This is a genomic window from Alteromonas sp. CI.11.F.A3, assembly GCF_032925565.1.
GTDB lineage: Bacteria > Pseudomonadota > Gammaproteobacteria > Enterobacterales > Alteromonadaceae > Alteromonas.
Genome location: NZ_CP136708.1, coordinates 2,576,048 through 2,592,233, shown reverse-complemented (window position 1 = coordinate 2,592,233; position 16,186 = coordinate 2,576,048). Strand labels below are relative to the sequence as shown.

Here is a 16,186-nt window from a genome sequence, read left to right as displayed (position 1 = left end):
TCACCATGCAAGAACCTCGCGTTATTGTTGCACTCGACTATGACAACCAAGAACAAGCACTTTCGTTTGTAGACCAATTAGATCCCAGCCTGTGTAAAGTTAAAGTGGGCAAAGAGATGTTCACCTTATTTGGCCCTGAGTTTGTAAAATCTTTAGTGGCTAAAGGCTTCGACGTTTTTCTTGATTTGAAATTTCACGATATTCCAAACACGGTAGGTAAAGCGTGCAAAGCCGCTGCTGAACTAGGTGTGTGGATGGTAAACGTGCACGCCAGTGGTGGGCTTCCAATGATGCAGGCAGCCAAAGAAGGCATCGCACAAAGTAGCCGACCTGAAACCAAATTAATTGCGGTAACGGTACTAACCAGTATGGATCAATCGCAGCTAAGTGGCGTAATTGATAATGTAACGCCTGAGCAACAAGTATTACGCTTAGCGTCGTTAACTGCCCAAGCGGGTTTAGATGGTGTGGTGTGTTCTGCTAAAGAAGCAGCAATGCTACGCAATGAAATCGGCGAAGACTTTTTGTTGGTTACGCCGGGTATCCGCCCCAAGGGCAGTGATGCGGGCGATCAAAAGCGCGTAATGACGCCGCCAGAAGCAATAGACAGTGGCGTAAGCTACTTAGTAATGGGGCGACCTATCACGCAAGCTAGCGAACCTATGGAAGTATTGAAGCAGGTAAACGCGTCTATCAGTTAATTGCCAAATAGCTAACTGCCCAAAAATAAAAAAACCAAAAAATACACACATAGGGTACACACAAAAAGCACACAAAAAAACGCCCAGTCGTGAATGCATTCAATATGCTAACCACTTACTGGGCGTTTTTATTTGCTAGTGCTTTTACCGCACTAGCATAATCAAGCATTGCTTAAGCGTTTAGTGCTTCTTCAGCAGGTGTGTAAGTTAAACCTAACTTTTCACCTAATGCGTCAACAACTGCTTTATAGGTTACTTTGCCTTCATGAACGTTAAGACCGTTCAATAAGTGCTTATCTTCAAGCATGGCTTTTGCAGGCCCTTTATTCGCCAACGCTAAACCAAATGGTAGCGTCGCATTGTTAAGGGCCATAGTAGAGGTACGTGCAACACCGCCTGGCATATTCGCAACACAGTAATGCACTACGTCGTCGATGATGTATACAGGGTCTTGGTGTGTAGTGGCTTTAGAGGTTTCAAAACAACCACCTTGGTCGATAGCAACATCAACCAAAACAGAGCCTGGCTTCATGGCCGCAATTTGTTTGCGGTTAAGTAGCTTAGGTGCTGCTGCGCCAGGTATAAGTACTGCGCCAACAACAAGATCAGCTTTTGACGAATAATGCTCAATCGCATCAACGGTAGAGTAAACCGTTTTAACTTGGCCATTAAAAATGTCATCTAACTGACGAAGGCGAGGAAGTGAACGGTCTAAAATAGTCACGTCTGCGCCTAGGCCTAAGGCCATTTTAGCGGCTTGCGTACCTACAACACCACCACCAATGATAAGCACTTTACCCGGTGCTACGCCAGGAACGCCGCCCAATAGTGTACCGCTGCCGCCATGTGCTTTTTCTAGGTAATGTGCACCGGCTTGAACTGACATACGGCCAGCCACTTCGCTCATTGGCGCTAACAATGGTAAACCACCACGGTCGTCGGTTACGGTTTCATAAGCGATACAGGTTGCGCCAGAAGCAATAAGAAGATCTGTCTGTGTAGGATCTGGTGCCAAATGAAGGTAAGTGTAAAGGGTTTGGCCTTTACGAAGCATTTTACATTCATTCGTTTGTGGCTCTTTTACTTTAATAATCATTTCCGCTTCAGCAAAAACTTGCTCAGCAGTAGATGCGATAGCAGCACCAGCTTCAACGTACATTTCATCGGTAAAACCAATTGCATCGCCAGCTAGTGTTTGCACTAACACTGAATGACCATGACTGGTAAACTCTTTTACTGCCGCAGGCGTTAAGCCAACGCGATATTCATGGTTCTTAATTTCTTTTGGTACACCGATTAACATAACTCTTCCTCTAATTGATTAGCCTAGTGGCTCACTTGCCGATTATTATTTGATTCAGTATACGTGAGATAAAAACGAACTATGTGCTGAAAAAATATCGGTTGCAGCATATAATCTTGTATAGCACGATTTAGTCGGAATAAAATATGCTGGTAAAGACTCCAAAACACCTTGACCGAATAGACAGGAATATACTGATTTCGCTACAAAAAAATGGGCGTATATCAAATGTGGAATTGGCTAAAGACGTGGGTTTAAGCCCTAGTCCTTGCTTAGAGCGTGTGAAGCGTTTAGAGAGCCAAGGCTATATAAAAGGCTACCATGCCGTGGTTGATCCAGAAAAGCTGGGCGCCGCCATGCTTGTTTTTGTAGAAATAACGTTAACGAAGACGTCGGTGGATATCTTCGCAGAATTTTCTGCGGCAGTTAGGCTTCATGACGATATACAAGAGTGCCATCTGGTCTCTGGGGATTTTGACTTTTTGCTAAAAGCCCGAGTTGCAGACATGTCTAGCTATCGTAGATTGTTAGGCGACACTTTACTGCGCCTTCCAGGAGTGAGTGAGTCACGAACCTATGTGGTAATGGAAGAAGTGAAGAGTACAACATCGCTTCGAATTAATTTGAAGTAATGAAAGCATGGCTCAATTATGGGCATTTGTGATAGGCTGTGCAAAAACACAGTGGTTATTGTTAGTGTGAATTTGACTCGCAATAGTGGGTGTAAGTAAACAGGTTTGTAATACACCTTATTAATAAATTACTTATTGAAAACATTACGATAATATTGGCACTGCATTTGTATTCTTCTTTATCGATAGAATTATCACAACATCGAAACATCAATTTAGTTTAATAAGTGATTTAGGGTTATGACGCAATTAACAGGGATTCAGCGAATTTGGGAAGCCGGCATGATTATAGCCTGTGTCTTCGCCTTTTTCTTATTGCTGGCATTAGTATCTTTTCATCCGGGCGACCCTGGCTGGAGCCAAGCCGGCTTGCAATTAGACGTACATAACTGGGTAGGCTCTACCGGCGCGTGGAGTGCCGATTTATTACTTTTCTCTTTTGGCTTCTTAGCTTACCTCCTTCCTTTTGGTGCAGCCTTTTTAGGTTGGTTCTTATTCCAACACATTAAAGCCCTAGAAGAGTTCGATTACCTCACAATAGGTTTGCGCATTATTGGTGGTTTATTAATGGCACTAGGTGCCACGGGCATTGCCAGTATAAATTTTGACGACATATACAACTTTTCTGCCGGCGGCTTTGTGGGCGATGTTATTAGTTCAGCCCTTGTGCCGTACTTTAATACCGCAGGCACGATTTTGTTGCTTCTGTGCTTTTTCTGTACCGGCTTTACCTTATTAACGGGCATTAGCTGGTTAAGTATTGTGGACAGACTAGGTGAAATGACGCTTTGGTTTGGGCGCAAATGTGTGTCTTTACCACAACAGGCACTTGCCCTAGATATGCCAAGGCTTGCGCTACCTTCTCGCAGTGCAAAGCCTGAAAATGACGAATTAGATATCACCAGCATGCGTGCAGAGCCTGCAGAAACGCCTGAACCCGTTTATACGCCGCCACCTAAGGCTGAGCGCAGTGAACCGTCATTTGGCATTCCAGATGATGTGTTTGACCAAGATGATGTACCGCCTTTTGAAACTCAAAGCCACACGCCTGCTAGTACTGAAAGTGAAAATAAACCTAAGTCGAGCTTTTCGTTATCGGGTATGCGTGAAGCGGTACGCAATAAAGTGAAAGAGGCTAAGCCTTCTAGCAAAGACGAGGTAGCAGACAATCATCACGTCGCTGAATCACAGTCAGAAGAAATGATTGAACCAACCTTCGACATGTCGCAAACCGATACGTTAGATGAAACGCAAGCGACTGAGGCCCAACAAACCGCTGAGCCTGTTAATGCAGAGACGCCAGCGCCTGCTCCTGAATCAGCACCGGCACCGGCACCGGCACCAGCGCCTTCGCCTGTTCCTGAATCAGTAGCGCCAAAACCGGCTCATCAACCTTTTACGCCGGTTGCGATGGGTGCAAAATCCATTACCCGTGTTGAAGGGGAGGGGAGCGAACCTATTACTGCTATGCCGTCGTTCGACTTGCTTGAGCGTGCAGATAAACACGAGAATCCACTCACGCAAGAAGAGATAGATGGCATATCAAGGCTGGTTGAAGAGAAACTGGCTGACTTTAATATTGAAGCCAATGTTGTGGGTGTATACCCAGGCCCTGTTATTACGCGCTTCGAACTAGATTTAGCACCTGGAGTGAAGGTAAGCAAAATTACGGGCTTATCTAAAGATTTGGCTCGCGCCATGTCGGCAATATCAGTACGTGTGGTAGAAGTTATACCGGGTAAATCCGTTATAGGTCTTGAGCTTCCAAACAAAAAGCGTGAAATGGTGCGTTTGAGTGAAGTGATTGGTGGTGATGCCTTCCAGCGTAATAGTTCACCGCTTACCATGGTATTAGGTGCGGATATTTCCGGTAAGCCTGTAATAGTAGATTTGGCTAAAATGCCTCACTTGTTGGTGGCGGGTACTACCGGTTCAGGTAAGTCGGTTGGGGTTAACGTTATGATCTTAAGCTTGCTGTATAAGAGCACGCCAGAAGATGTACGTATGATCATGATTGACCCCAAAATGCTTGAGCTATCGGTATATGAAGGTATTCCGCATTTACTTGCTGAAGTGGTTACCGACATGAAAGAAGCGGCGAACGCCCTTCGTTGGTGTGTAGGTGAGATGGAGCGTCGTTATCGCTTAATGAGCGCTTTAGGGGTAAGAAACTTAAAAGGCTACAACGCAAAAGTGGAAGAAGCGATTGCCGCTGGCACGCCTATTCAAGACCCGCTTTGGAAGAGTGAAGAAAGCATGGAGCCTCATGCGCCAGATTTAGAAAAGCTGCCCGCTATTGTGGTTGTGGTAGATGAATTCGCCGACATGATGATGATTGTAGGCAAAAAAGTAGAAGAACTAATTGCTCGTATTGCACAAAAGGCCCGTGCAGCAGGTATTCACTTGGTACTCGCCACACAGCGTCCTTCGGTAGATGTTATTACCGGCTTAATTAAAGCGAATATTCCAACGCGTATTGCATTCCAGGTTTCTAGTAAAATTGATTCACGTACTATCTTAGACCAACAAGGTGCTGAAGCACTGCTAGGCATGGGTGATATGTTGTACTTGCCACCAGGCAGCCCAGTTCCAACTCGTGTGCACGGCGCCTTCGTGGACGACCACGAAGTTCATGCTGTTGTGGCAGATTGGAAGCGTAGAGGCGCACCTAAATATATTGATGAGATATTAAATGGCGAAGCGTCTGCCGAGGTACTTTTACCGGGTGAACAAGCCGAAGGTGAAGATCAAGAATTTGATGCATTTTATGATGAAGCCGTAGCCTTTGTTACCGAAACAAGAAGGGCAAGTGTCTCTAGTGTGCAACGCAAATTCAGAATTGGTTACAATCGCGCAGCACGATTAGTGGAACAAATGGAATCTAGTGGCGTCGTAAGTGCACAGGGTCACAACGGCAACCGCGAAGTATTAGCTCCGCCAGCGCCTAAGGATTAAGAAGAATGAACAAAGTAGTACCTATTATGATGGCAGCGTTAATAGCCGCACCATTGAGCTTATCTGCAATGCAGGTAACTAATATAACTAGCGATGCGCTAAAGACGAATAGCGAAGCCGAAGTGGTAGTGGGTTCTGTAACAAAGCCTGAATTTACCACTCAAAGTACTAACGAAATGTCGAAAGCAGTTAATGCAGGAGATAATGCAGCCGCTGAGGCAGCAGATAGTGCAAATGTACTTTTGAAAAAACGCCTACATGGATTACAGCAATACCAAGCCGCTTTTAATCAAACGGTAACGGATGCCCAAGGCAATATTGTGCATGAAGCGCAGGGTACATTAACCATGATGCGCCCGAATAAGCTTCGCTGGGAAACCACGTTTCCTGATGAAACCTTGCTTATCGCCGATGGTGAAGCGGTATGGAATATCGATACCTTTGTTGAGCAGGTCACTATTATTTCGCAAGACCAAGCAATTAAAGACAACCCTATTGTTTTATTAACGGCTAACGACGATGAAACGTGGGACAGCTTTGTAATCAGTAAGCTTGATGACGCAAAAGCCAGCTCGACGTTAGAGCAATATCAAATTGTGCCTAAATCGACAGATGGCCAAATAAAGTCACTGACATTAGGGTTCAACAGCGACGGTATTCTGTCGACGTTAGATATGCTTGATGCACAAGATCAAACCAGTGCGTTAGTGTTTAGCGACCAAGACTTAGATTTTGCTATTGATACTGTTAAAGACAATCTTTTCTCTGTAGACGTGCCGCAAAGCTATATTATTGATGATCAGCGATAGCAAAGAATAGATGATTAACGATAACAAAGAACCGCTCGAACCTTTTGCGCCACTAGCAGCTAAAATGCGGCCGGTGACCATAGATGAGTATGCCGGTCAGTCGCACTTATTAGGCGCAAACAAACCCCTACGTAAAATGCTAGAAGCGGGTCACTGTCATTCAATGATTTTATGGGGCCCACCTGGTACGGGTAAAACAACCCTAGCAGAGCTTATTGCCACCTATACTAACGCCTCGGTTATTCGCATTTCGGCGGTAACTTCTGGGGTTAAAGATATTCGCGCTGCAATGGACTCCGCGAAAGAAAACTCCCGCTACAACCAACGTACTTTATTGTTCGTAGATGAGGTACACAGGTTCAACAAAAGCCAACAAGACGCTTTTTTACCTTTTGTAGAGTCGGGTACTGTTACTTTCATAGGTGCAACCACTGAAAACCCTTCTTTTGAATTGAACAACGCATTGCTTTCTCGTGTGCGGGTTTATGTACTCAAAGCACTAGAACAAGACGCACTTGCTGAATTAATGCAACGAGCGCTAACCGATGACGAAAAAGGGTTAGGTTTACGACAGTTAAGTATTGAGGAAGATGCGAGTAACGCCTTGTTAGGTTTGTGTGGCGGTGATGGCCGCAGGTTACTCACTTATTTAGAGCTAGCCGCCGACTTTACTGAGAACAGTGTTATTTCTATTGCCGATATTGAACAAGCCGTAGGCGAAAAAATTGCCAGCTACGACAATAAAGGTGATACATTTTACGACCTAATATCGGCGTTTCATAAGTCGGTACGGGGTTCCGATCCTGATGCCGCGCTATATTGGTACGGACGTATATTAGACGGTGGCGGTGATGCGCTGTATGTGGCAAGAAGATTATTGGCAATTGCATCGGAAGATATTGGTAATGCCGATCCCAGAGCCATGCAGTTATGCATAAACGCATGGGATACCTTTCATCGCGTGGGGCCAGCTGAGGGTGAACGTGCCATTGCACAAGCGGCTGTTTATTGTGCGTTGGCGGCAAAAAGTAATGCCGTTTATATGGCATTTAGCCAAGCAAAAGCACTAGCAAGACAAACATCCGATGCGCCTGTGCCCATGCATTTACGTAATGCTCCTACTGAACTAATGAAAGACCTAGGCCATGGTGATGGTTATCGGTACGCGCATAACGAACCCAATGCATTCGCAGCAGGTGAAGTGTATTTACCCGATAGCATTGCAGGTACTCGCTTATACGAGCCTAACGAACGTGGTTTAGAGAAAGCGCTTAAAGCAAAACGTGACTATTTAGACAAGCTAAATGAAAGCGCACAAAGTGCGCGGAATAATCAGAAACGGTGAATATTGTGCCTCAAGGCGTTATTTTATACTGCTATATTGCAGCGGGCGGCGCAATTGGGGCTTGCTTGCGTTATTTTTGTACCACAACCATAGATTCTTGGTTTGGAAAAAATTTGCCCTTTGGTACACTAGCGGTGAATGTTGTGGGCTCGTTTGCTTTAGCCACTTTGTATGGCATTCTTGAGCGCAACGATTTAACCGACTCTCCCTATCGCGCATTGATTGGGGTAGGGCTGTTGGGCGCGTTTACCACATTTTCTACATTCTCTGTGGAAACGCTCACATTATTAGAAAACGAGCTGTGGTTAAAAGCCATTGCTAACATATTTCTTAACGTCGGCGCTTGCTTGTTAGCAGGTTGGCTGGCTATTGAACTCATGAAAGGATAAGTAGGAACACATGTTAGATCCAAAGTGTTTACGAAGCGATATAGAAGAAACTGCCAAGCGTTTGGCTGCCCGTGGTTATAACCTCGATGTAGCAACATTTAACTCGCTAGAAGAAAAAAGAAAAACACTTCAGTCCAAAACACAGGATCTGCAGAACGAACGTAATGTTCGAAGTAAGTCCATTGGTAAAGCCAAGTCACAAGGCGAAGATATTGCACCTTTGTTGGCAGAAGTGGGCAAATTAGGCGACGACTTAGATGCGGCTAAAGCTGAACTAACCGTATTGCTTGATGAAATCACTGCGTTTACCCAAGGCATTCCTAACTTGCCACATGAGTCGGTACCTGAAGGTAAAGACGAAGACGACAACGTTGAGATTTCACGTTGGGGTGAGCCACGTACTTTCGATTTTGAAGTGAAAGATCACGTTGATATTGGTGAAGGGCTAAATAACAGCTTAGATTTTGCTACGGCGACTAAATTAACCGGTAGCCGTTTTGTAGTGATGCGCCGTGAGATGGCTCGCTTAAACCGTGCCATTGCCCAGTTCATGTTAGATGTTCACACTAACGAACACGGTTATGATGAAATGTATGTCCCGTTTTTGGTAAACGCTGACAGCCTTTACGGCACAGGGCAATTACCTAAATTTGGTGAAGATTTATTTCATACTCAGCCAGCAACGGAAGAAGGCCAAGGGCTTTCACTTATTCCAACTGCAGAAGTGCCGCTAACCAACATCGCCCGTGATGAAATTCTAGATGAGAAGTCGCTACCAGTTAAGATGACCGCGCATACTCCTTGTTTTCGTTCAGAAGCAGGCTCGTATGGCCGTGATACCCGTGGTTTGATTCGTCAGCATCAGTTCGACAAAGTTGAGCTTGTACAGCTTGTGAAGCCTGAAAACAGCTTCGATGCGTTAGAAGAACTTACTCAGCACGCTGAAACCATTTTGCAGAAACTTGAATTGCCATACCGTAAAGTATTGCTTTGTACTGGCGACATGGGCTTTGGCGCATGTAAAACCTACGATTTAGAAGTATGGTTGCCCGCACAAAACACCTATCGTGAAATCTCGTCATGTTCGAACATGTTAGATTTCCAGGCTAGACGTATGCAAGCACGTTTCAGAAACCCAGAAACAAACAAGCCTGAGTTGCTTCATACCTTAAATGGTTCTGGTTTGGCAGTTGGTCGTACATTGGTGGCTATTTTAGAAAACTACCAACAGGCTGACGGCAGTGTAACGATACCTAAAGCCCTAGTACCGTACATGAACGGTGTAGAAGTGATAAAAGCGTAAGCGCTTTAAACTAAGTTGTTGCAGATTTAGCGCTGCAACTTGCATTAGGTATTTAGTTGCTGTTTATAAGCTCGTAGATGTTGAATCTACGAGCTTTTTTGTATGTGAGAGAAACTAAATCTCTATTGGCCGATATCTATATCTATGCCTATTGGTAAATCCAAAATACAAAATGCCTAGCAGCAAAAAGCATAGCGTGTAGTGTTTGTCACTTACTTGTGACTTACAGTGAAAATCGTTGCCTCAGAAAGCGAGCGACACCATCTTCATTATGATGCCCAATCACTTCACTGGCGGCGTTTTTGATAACCGGCTTAGCGTTTTCGGGGGCGTAACATTCGTTCGCTAACTCGAACATGCTCAAATCGTTGTCGCTGTCGCCAAAACAAATAACGTTGGTAGCGCCAAGTTTTTCTTTCAAGTTCATTACCGCACTACCTTTGCTGGCCGCACGGTGGTGAATATCCATCCAACTAAAAGATTGCCCTTCAATTGCCGGCCCTGAATACGCAATAAGGTTTTCAACGTCGTTAATGGTTTTCCACATATTTCTAACCCTTGTATTGTCGCCAATCATACTGATGTTGGTTATTTTAGCTGAAAGGGAAAGCTGGCTTAACGGGCGAAGTAGTGCGTTAGTTTTCTTAAAATATTTGTCTAATAAATTTTGTTCTATTGGGTGTTTCGGTGCGGGGTGATAAACAACATGAGACGTGCCATCAATCACATTCACAAAAGGCGTAATATCATTTTGATGGGCAAGATTGATGATGAATTCGAGTTCATTACCATTAACGAGATTTTCAAGGGTTAATGCATTGGCTGTGGGATCCCATATAGCCACACCGTTATTATAAATATGGGGTAGAAGAAAGTTATCTTCTGCAATAATGCTGTTGGCTGACAGCATGGTTCTGCCCGTTGCCACTGTATATGCTATGCCGTTTTGTTGGAGCAGGGCTAACGTTTCGCGGGTGTAATTTGATATTTGCGATTCGCTGTTTAACAGCGTCCCGTCTAAATCGAAAAAGATAAGATCCATGTACTGCTCCTCATTAGGTCTTAATTAGTGCCTAAGCGCATGCACCAACTGAAATAGGTATTACAAGCATTTAGCCGGCTTTGGCAACCCAGCAAGTTTAGTAGCTTGCTTGGCTGGCCCTTTAGGGAACAACCGTTGCAAATAACGACTATTACCTTTTTCTGGCCCATATTTAGCTGCCATTGCTTTCACTAGTGCGCGAATAGCAGGGCTAGTTTCAAACTCTTCGTAAAAGTTACGTACAAAGCGAATAACTTCCCAATGAGGCTCACTAAGCGTAATATTTTCGTTTGCAGCGAGTGTTGGCACCATATCTTCATTCCACAAGGTGTGATCAAGCAGATAGCCTGCTTTGTCGGTGGGAATGGCTGTGCCGTTAAATTCAAAATGAAACTGTTCTTGGGTCATTAATAAAGCTCTGTAATTGACGCATAAGGTATTTTAATTGTCAGTATTGTAAGTGTCGGTATTATAAATGCCGTTATTGGTTTAGCGCATTATTGCGGCATAAGCATAATACTGCACGGGCACAAATGGTTGCATAGGCGTGAAGCTTAAAAGGGACTGATTTAAAAGCTAGTACCTGAAAGCTAGTATCTAGAGGCTACTTGCTAAATAAGAAGCTGATGTTAACAGCCAACTGCCTTACTTAGAACAACCGCCTTAAGAATTAATTATAAGTGCATCTACAAGTGCATCTACAAGTTCATTTATAAGTATACAATAGGATAAAAAGTATCAGTCAGTGATACAAACTCATCCATCGATATTGGCGTGAAAGATACAGTATCGTCTTCACTACTTACTTCATGGCTCAGTGTTTGGTTTACACTATGGCTCTCACTAAGGCTTAAGCCACGTAGTGCAAGATCATCTTGTAAAGCAAATATACTCGTAGTGGCACCATTCAAATCTTTGTTGGCATCTATTGTGTTCGTTAGGCTCAATTTCGCTAAAACGCTTAACAAACCGTCATTAGTCTGTTGGGCGTAATACACACCATCGTCTATTAAAACTAGTGCTTGGTCAGACTCAGCACTTCTAAACGCCTGCTTTAAGGTTTTGATTGCTAAAGCATTTAAGGGGTAAGATTTTACAATAAAGAGCATTAGAAGGTCACCACGTGGTCAACGCGCGCACACAGTGCTAGCTTTTCATCAATCGATAACAGTGAAGCGTCTAGTTGTGCTATTAATTCATGTTTCTCGTTATTTAGCGCCGACAGTTTCAAACTTTCTTCGCAAACGTAACATTCTTCAATATCGAAAAAGGGCAGGGAGCCTAACCGTTTGCTGTGGTTTTTTGTTCCGCGCACAGAATCAGTCTTATTGAGCTGCAACACACCTTGATGTTCAAATAGCACAATGATCTCATGGCCATAATTGGTGGCAGCGAGTGCGAAGTCTAGCCCGTCTTGACTAGCGCTAGATTGATAAGGGGCTTGCGTAAAACGAATCAGTAAAGTAGCCATTAAAACTGTACCACCTTATCGCAGTCATGAAGTGCGGTAAAAAACTCACCTAAACCTGCTTGTTCAAACCCATCTGCCACGTTAGCAGCTGACACGCCAGCACTAGCGGCTTCCTGCTCGCCAATGACTCCGCGTTTAACCGCGGCAGTAATACAAAGCAGCAGGGTAATATTATGGTCGTTTTTGAGCGCCTGCCACCCGTTAAGTGGATAGAATTCATCACCCACTTCCACCATGAAGCCATTAGCATGGTGCACACCTTGGCCATAAAAGAAGATGTTATTAACAGTATGCCCTTGTGCAATTGCACTTTTAATAAAGGAAACCGCACGCTGAGCATGTTGGCCTTCGTAAGGGGAGCTTGTGACTAAAATTGAATAGTGTGCCATTACTCTAAAATATGGTTAGTGATAAAACTAATGTTAAACCTAGTAATAAAAATTGCGTTGTAGAAACAAAAACACCCCAGTAACGGGGTGTTTTCTTAAACGCTTACGTTAAGCTTAATCGTCGCCGCCAAATGCACCTAGAAGGTGAAGCATAGACGTGAACAAGTTATAGATATTCAAGTACAAAGAAACCGTTGCGCGGATGTAGTTTGTCTCGCCACCGTTGATGATGCGGCTTGTATCAAACAAGATGAAACCAGACATGATAAATACGATAGCTGCGCTAATTGCCAAGCTAACCGCAGGTACGGCGAAAAACATATTCGCGATAGCCGCTACAATCACTACAACTAAGCCTACTACCAAGAAGCCACCCATAAATGAGAAGTCTTTTTTGGTGGTAAGTGCATAACCAGAAAGGGCGAAGAATACTAACGCGGTAGCACCTAACGCTTCCATGATTAAGCCTGGTCCCGCTACACCTAAGTAAAAGTTAAGCGTGTATCCTAATGAAGCGCCCATTAAACCGGTGAACAAGAATACCCAGTAAATACCTGAAGCTGATTCAGCTTTCTTTTGTACAACAAATAAAGTGATGAATGCACCAATGGTCATGCCTAATGACATCATAGGAGAAATACCTACAGCCATGGCAACACCAGCACAAACCGCACTGAACGCTAGTGTCATCGCAAGCAGCATATAGGTGTTGCGCAAAACCTTGTTTGTTTGCAACACTGATGGTTGAGATGCACTTGAATACATCGAACGTTGATCCATTGTTTCCTCCAAAAGGACTATGTCTTTAACCAAAATGGTAAACTAACTATTAGTGTATGTTGTATGGGTTTTAGTTCCCATTTTCAAGTAGTTTCAAATGAAAATAGTGTTAGTAAGTATGAATTACGTGTCAACCGCGCAATTAGCGCACTAATTGTCTGAAATGCCATCACTTAACCTATTTTTTTTAATTTTTACTTTACAGTCATAAAAATATCATTAAGATACGCAGCACTTGGAGAGGTGGCAGAGCTCGGTTTAATGCACCTGACTTGAAATCAGGCGAAGGGTCAAACCTTCCGGGGGTTCGAATCCCTCCCTCTCCGCCAAGTTCTAAGAACCCGCACATTGCTGCGGGTTTTTTTATGTCTTTAATAAAGTGCATGATCTTATATTACATTTGATGTATGTTTTATAATCAGCTATTGATTTATAGAAAGAAAAGAATTTTCGGAAGCCTACTATTAATTTAAGGATGAATTTATGAAGCACTTTCTAGCTATGATACCTATAGCCTTATTAGCAGGATGTAATTCTGATAGCGAGGACGGGGTTGTTTGTACCACTGAGGTTATTCCAGGCATTGCAATAACTGTTATTGATGACGTAACCGAAGATCCTATTTCTTGTGGTGCCAGTGCCATACTTCAAGAATCGAGCTATGAAGAAGAGCTTACAAACCCAGAATCAACGGATTGCGATTCTACTACGCTCTTGTTAGGCGCACTTGAACGAGAAGGCTTTTACAATATTACCGTTCAAAAAGAGGGATACGAATACTGGTATGCGTATGATGTAGAAGTGGAAGAGGGGCTTTGCCATGTTGAACAAGTTGAAGTGGAAGCAAGATTAATTCCTTTATAAAGCACAAATAGGGCATAAAAAACGCCGACGACAATAACGTCAAGCTTTGCTGACCCACTCAGTTTCATCATTAACTGAAAGGCAAAAAGCGAATGCATGTTGTATGAAATCTGGCCTTGGCACTGCATTTTGTTTATCTATTCGCCACTTGGCACACTTTATTTAGATTTGCACTTTACACGCCGAAAAATATCATTAAGATACGCAGCACTTGGAGAGGTGGCAGAGCTCGGTTTAATGCACCTGACTTGAAATCAGGCGAAGGGTCAAACCTTCCGGGGGTTCGAATCCCTCCCTCTCCGCCAAGTTCTAGAAACCCGCACTTTGTTGCGGGTTTTTTTATGGGTTAAGAAAAGTTAAAGCTTACATGAGAGGGAGGGTGAGAACCCCCGTTGGTTGTTCGACAAAATGGCAGGATAGCCATTTTGCACAGCCGAAGGCTGCCCGCAGGGTGAGCGCCATGGACGGCGCGAATGAATCCCTCCCTCTCCGCCAACTTCTAGAAACCCGCACTCTGTTGCGGGTTTTTTTATGTTTAAAATAAATACAATATCAGCTTGCGTGTAAGACCACAGTCGCATTGTTACACGCTATTAACAGGTATAGCCTTGCGGTTCTTCCAGCAATCGTAAGGTGTAAAGTGTCTCAAGAAAGCGATTCTTATCAAAAGCTTCACAAACCAAGCAGTACATTTCAATCAAGAGAAGATTATCTAAACCACGAGTTACAGATCATTGCGCCAAAGCGCTGGCGACTCAACCTTCCAGGTAGAGACTATCGTGTAGAGTGGGAAGACTGCGTACCTGGTATGGCGGCAACGATAGGTAAAATTGTAATGGTTGCGGCGGTTGTTGGGGCGTTTGCCGCGCCGTTAGGGTTATCACCTGAATTCGTAGTAGAAAACGTTCGATTTGAGCTGCTCATTGCTGCGGTACTTTTTGTTGTGTTGATATCAGGTTTTTTCAACCCTTCAGCAAACTTAGCGGGAACTCATGGCCCTTTACTGCCTTTGGTACCGCTAATTGTTGCGTCAGGCGGTCATCCTATGGCGCTTGGGCTACTAATTGGCTTCTTTGGTTTTTTATTAGGGATAACCAAAGGCGGTAGTGTACTTGCCAAATTAACCAGTAATGGGGTTTGTGGCGGTCTTTTACTGTATTTAGGTTTTATCGGTATTACTGGGCAAGTAAAAAAGCTGTTTGCGTGGGCAGAGAGTTTCGACATGGCTTATTTAGCCTTTGTGGTTATTGTTGCCACTATTTTGATGTATGCATGGTTGGAGCATATTCAAAAGCGTTGGTTGGCTATTCCCTTAGGTGCAGTCATGGCTGCGGTTATTGCTTTTACGCTAGGCGCGCCATTTGAATTTACCACCTCGCCTGGTATGCCAAACTTAAACCCAGCCTATTGGTGGGGTGAAAATACAGGTTGGCAACTAGGGTTACCTGATTGGTCTCATTTTATTGCGGTACTGCCATTTGCTGTATTAGCGGTGTCTATGTGGTCTCCTGATTTTCTTGGGCATCAGGTTTTCCAAAAATTGAGTTACCCGAAGAACAGTGAAAAAGCGCACATGAATATTGACGATACCATGATTGCAGCATCTAGCCGTCAGGCTGTAGGCAGTTTACTGGGTGGCGGAAATATTGCTTCATCGTGGGGTACTTACATTATTCCAGCGTCAATTGCGCGTAGGCCTATTCCAGGCGGTGCGATAGTAACAGGCTTATTGTGTGTGGTTGCTGCCATTTGGGGTTATCCAATGGATCTTGCGATTTGGCCGCCCGTGTTATGTGTTGCGCTGATAGTAGGTGTATTTTTACCGCTGATGGAAGCGGGTATGCAAATGACACGAGAAGGCAAAACAACACAATCTGCAGCATTAGTGGTTATTTCATCAGTGCTGGTTAACCCTGTGTTTGGTTGGTCGTTCACCATGCTTCTTGATAACTTAGGGTTAGTTGGTTGTAAGGAGCGTGCTGGTGAACTGGGCAAAGCGGGTAGGTGGTTAATACCCGGCATTACTTTTATTGTGCTATGTACGGTAATGGCATTAATTGGCATGTTCCCTGGCGTACCTGCAATCATGGAAACGTTTCGACTGTAGACGCTTTACAATTATTTTTAGGTGCGAAAGCATGAGCCACAAATTTGTGGCTCATGCTTTTTAGCCAAAAAAGTGAGCAATTTTTCGTATTGCTCG

Annotated in this window: 16 protein-coding genes and 2 tRNA genes; 11 read left to right on the top strand and 7 right to left on the bottom strand. The window is 44.0% G+C overall.

From position 1 onward, the window contains the following. Window positions 1–5 precede the first annotated feature (5 nt). A complete protein-coding gene (pyrF, locus tag R1T43_RS11175; RefSeq protein ID WP_061997324.1) occupies window positions 6–701 on the top strand; it encodes an orotidine-5'-phosphate decarboxylase in 696 nt (231 codons plus the stop codon). A gap of 172 nt (window positions 702–873) precedes the next feature. Here the strand turns inward: pyrF and ald are convergent, their stop codons facing one another. After that, window positions 874–2,004 (bottom strand): alanine dehydrogenase, encoded by a 1,131-nt coding sequence (gene ald, locus R1T43_RS11170; RefSeq protein WP_317348882.1) that lies wholly within the window; start codon window positions 2,002–2,004, stop codon window positions 874–876. A 146-nt stretch (window positions 2,005–2,150) separates the two neighbouring features. Here ald and lrp point away from each other — a divergent pair, with 146 nt between their 5' ends. From lrp to serS, 6 genes are all read left to right on the top strand, one after another. Further along, window positions 2,151–2,636: a leucine-responsive transcriptional regulator Lrp gene (lrp, locus tag R1T43_RS11165; protein ID WP_013784161.1), complete on the top strand. Its 486-nt coding sequence runs from the start codon at window positions 2,151–2,153 to the stop codon at window positions 2,634–2,636. A 240-nt stretch (window positions 2,637–2,876) separates the two neighbouring features. Continuing rightward, window positions 2,877–5,591, top strand: a complete 2,715-nt coding sequence (locus R1T43_RS11160) for a DNA translocase FtsK (RefSeq protein ID WP_317348876.1) — start codon at window positions 2,877–2,879, stop codon at window positions 5,589–5,591. Between the two features lie 5 nt (window positions 5,592–5,596). Beyond that, window positions 5,597–6,400, top strand: coding sequence for an outer membrane lipoprotein chaperone LolA (gene lolA, locus R1T43_RS11155; RefSeq protein WP_317348873.1), 804 nt, complete (start codon window positions 5,597–5,599; stop codon window positions 6,398–6,400). A gap of 10 nt (window positions 6,401–6,410) precedes the next feature. Beyond that, complete coding sequence (locus R1T43_RS11150) at window positions 6,411–7,745, top strand: replication-associated recombination protein A (protein WP_317348871.1); 1,335 nt, start codon at window positions 6,411–6,413, stop codon at window positions 7,743–7,745. Between the two features lie 5 nt (window positions 7,746–7,750). Continuing rightward, window positions 7,751–8,134 carry a fluoride efflux transporter CrcB gene (gene crcB / locus R1T43_RS11145; protein WP_303462722.1) on the top strand — a complete coding sequence of 128 codons (384 nt, stop codon included), beginning with the start codon at window positions 7,751–7,753 and terminating at the stop codon, window positions 8,132–8,134. Between the two features lie 10 nt (window positions 8,135–8,144). After that, a complete protein-coding gene (gene serS, locus R1T43_RS11140; protein WP_211072143.1) occupies window positions 8,145–9,437 on the top strand; it encodes a serine--tRNA ligase in 1,293 nt (430 codons plus the stop codon). A 223-nt stretch (window positions 9,438–9,660) separates the two neighbouring features. Here serS and R1T43_RS11135 read toward each other — a convergent pair whose 3' ends face one another. From R1T43_RS11135 to R1T43_RS11110, 6 genes are all read right to left on the bottom strand, one after another. Further along, window positions 9,661–10,479 (bottom strand): HAD family hydrolase, encoded by an 819-nt coding sequence (locus tag R1T43_RS11135; RefSeq protein ID WP_317348865.1) that lies wholly within the window; start codon window positions 10,477–10,479, stop codon window positions 9,661–9,663. Between the two features lie 60 nt (window positions 10,480–10,539). Beyond that, complete coding sequence (locus R1T43_RS11130) at window positions 10,540–10,887, bottom strand: TusE/DsrC/DsvC family sulfur relay protein (protein ID WP_211072141.1); 348 nt, start codon at window positions 10,885–10,887, stop codon at window positions 10,540–10,542. A gap of 302 nt (window positions 10,888–11,189) precedes the next feature. After that, complete coding sequence (locus tag R1T43_RS11125; RefSeq protein WP_317348863.1) at window positions 11,190–11,588, bottom strand: DsrH/TusB family sulfur metabolism protein; 399 nt, start codon at window positions 11,586–11,588, stop codon at window positions 11,190–11,192. Further along, window positions 11,588–11,950: a DsrE family protein gene (locus tag R1T43_RS11120; protein WP_317348862.1), complete on the bottom strand. Its 363-nt coding sequence runs from the start codon at window positions 11,948–11,950 to the stop codon at window positions 11,588–11,590. Before R1T43_RS11120 ends, R1T43_RS11125 begins: the two co-directional genes overlap by 1 nt. Next, entirely contained in the window at window positions 11,950–12,339 is a 390-nt protein-coding gene (gene tusD / locus R1T43_RS11115; protein WP_317348859.1) for a sulfurtransferase complex subunit TusD, read from the bottom strand. Before tusD ends, R1T43_RS11120 begins: the two co-directional genes overlap by 1 nt. 114 nt (window positions 12,340–12,453) lie before the next feature. Continuing rightward, on the bottom strand, window positions 12,454–13,119 hold the full coding sequence (locus tag R1T43_RS11110) for a Bax inhibitor-1/YccA family protein (RefSeq protein ID WP_013784150.1): 666 nt from the start codon (window positions 13,117–13,119) through the stop codon (window positions 12,454–12,456). 237 nt (window positions 13,120–13,356) lie between these two features. Between R1T43_RS11110 and R1T43_RS11105 the strand changes: the two genes are divergently transcribed. The 4 genes from R1T43_RS11105 to R1T43_RS11090 all read left to right on the top strand — a co-directional run bounded on the left by R1T43_RS11105 (window position 13,357) and on the right by R1T43_RS11090 (window position 16,090). Then, window positions 13,357–13,448, top strand: a tRNA-Ser gene (locus tag R1T43_RS11105). 154 nt (window positions 13,449–13,602) lie between these two features. Then, the gene (locus R1T43_RS11100) at window positions 13,603–13,983 is read left to right on the top strand and encodes a hypothetical protein (RefSeq protein ID WP_211072270.1); all 381 of its coding nucleotides are present in this window, start codon (window positions 13,603–13,605) and stop codon (window positions 13,981–13,983) included. 213 nt (window positions 13,984–14,196) lie between these two features. After that, window positions 14,197–14,288, top strand: a tRNA-Ser gene (locus R1T43_RS11095). Window positions 14,289–14,623: 335 nt separating this feature from the next. Continuing rightward, the gene (locus R1T43_RS11090) at window positions 14,624–16,090 is read left to right on the top strand and encodes a DUF3360 family protein (RefSeq protein ID WP_211072237.1); all 1,467 of its coding nucleotides are present in this window, start codon (window positions 14,624–14,626) and stop codon (window positions 16,088–16,090) included. Window positions 16,091–16,186: the final 96 nt, after the last annotated feature.

What these genes read in the sequence shown, in the direction of transcription:
- R1T43_RS11130 (WP_211072141.1), bottom strand. Translation starts at nt 10,887, where the DNA reads ATGACCCAAGAACAGTTTCATTTTGAATTTAACGGCACAGCCATTCCC.
- lrp (WP_013784161.1), top strand. Translation starts at nt 2,151, where the DNA reads ATGCTGGTAAAGACTCCAAAACACCTTGACCGAATAGACAGGAATATA.
- serS (WP_211072143.1), top strand. Translation starts at nt 8,145, where the DNA reads ATGTTAGATCCAAAGTGTTTACGAAGCGATATAGAAGAAACTGCCAAG.
- pyrF (WP_061997324.1), top strand. Translation starts at nt 6, where the DNA reads ATGCAAGAACCTCGCGTTATTGTTGCACTCGACTATGACAACCAAGAA.
- R1T43_RS11110 (WP_013784150.1), bottom strand. Translation starts at nt 13,119, where the DNA reads ATGGATCAACGTTCGATGTATTCAAGTGCATCTCAACCATCAGTGTTG.
- R1T43_RS11125 (WP_317348863.1), bottom strand. Translation starts at nt 11,588, where the DNA reads ATGCTCTTTATTGTAAAATCTTACCCCTTAAATGCTTTAGCAATCAAA.
- tusD (WP_317348859.1), bottom strand. Translation starts at nt 12,339, where the DNA reads ATGGCACACTATTCAATTTTAGTCACAAGCTCCCCTTACGAAGGCCAA.
- ald (WP_317348882.1), bottom strand. Translation starts at nt 2,004, where the DNA reads ATGTTAATCGGTGTACCAAAAGAAATTAAGAACCATGAATATCGCGTT.
- R1T43_RS11160 (WP_317348876.1), top strand. Translation starts at nt 2,877, where the DNA reads ATGACGCAATTAACAGGGATTCAGCGAATTTGGGAAGCCGGCATGATT.
- R1T43_RS11135 (WP_317348865.1), bottom strand. Translation starts at nt 10,479, where the DNA reads ATGGATCTTATCTTTTTCGATTTAGACGGGACGCTGTTAAACAGCGAA.
- R1T43_RS11120 (WP_317348862.1), bottom strand. Translation starts at nt 11,950, where the DNA reads ATGGCTACTTTACTGATTCGTTTTACGCAAGCCCCTTATCAATCTAGC.
- R1T43_RS11150 (WP_317348871.1), top strand. Translation starts at nt 6,411, where the DNA reads ATGATTAACGATAACAAAGAACCGCTCGAACCTTTTGCGCCACTAGCA.
- lolA (WP_317348873.1), top strand. Translation starts at nt 5,597, where the DNA reads ATGAACAAAGTAGTACCTATTATGATGGCAGCGTTAATAGCCGCACCA.
- R1T43_RS11100 (WP_211072270.1), top strand. Translation starts at nt 13,603, where the DNA reads ATGAAGCACTTTCTAGCTATGATACCTATAGCCTTATTAGCAGGATGT.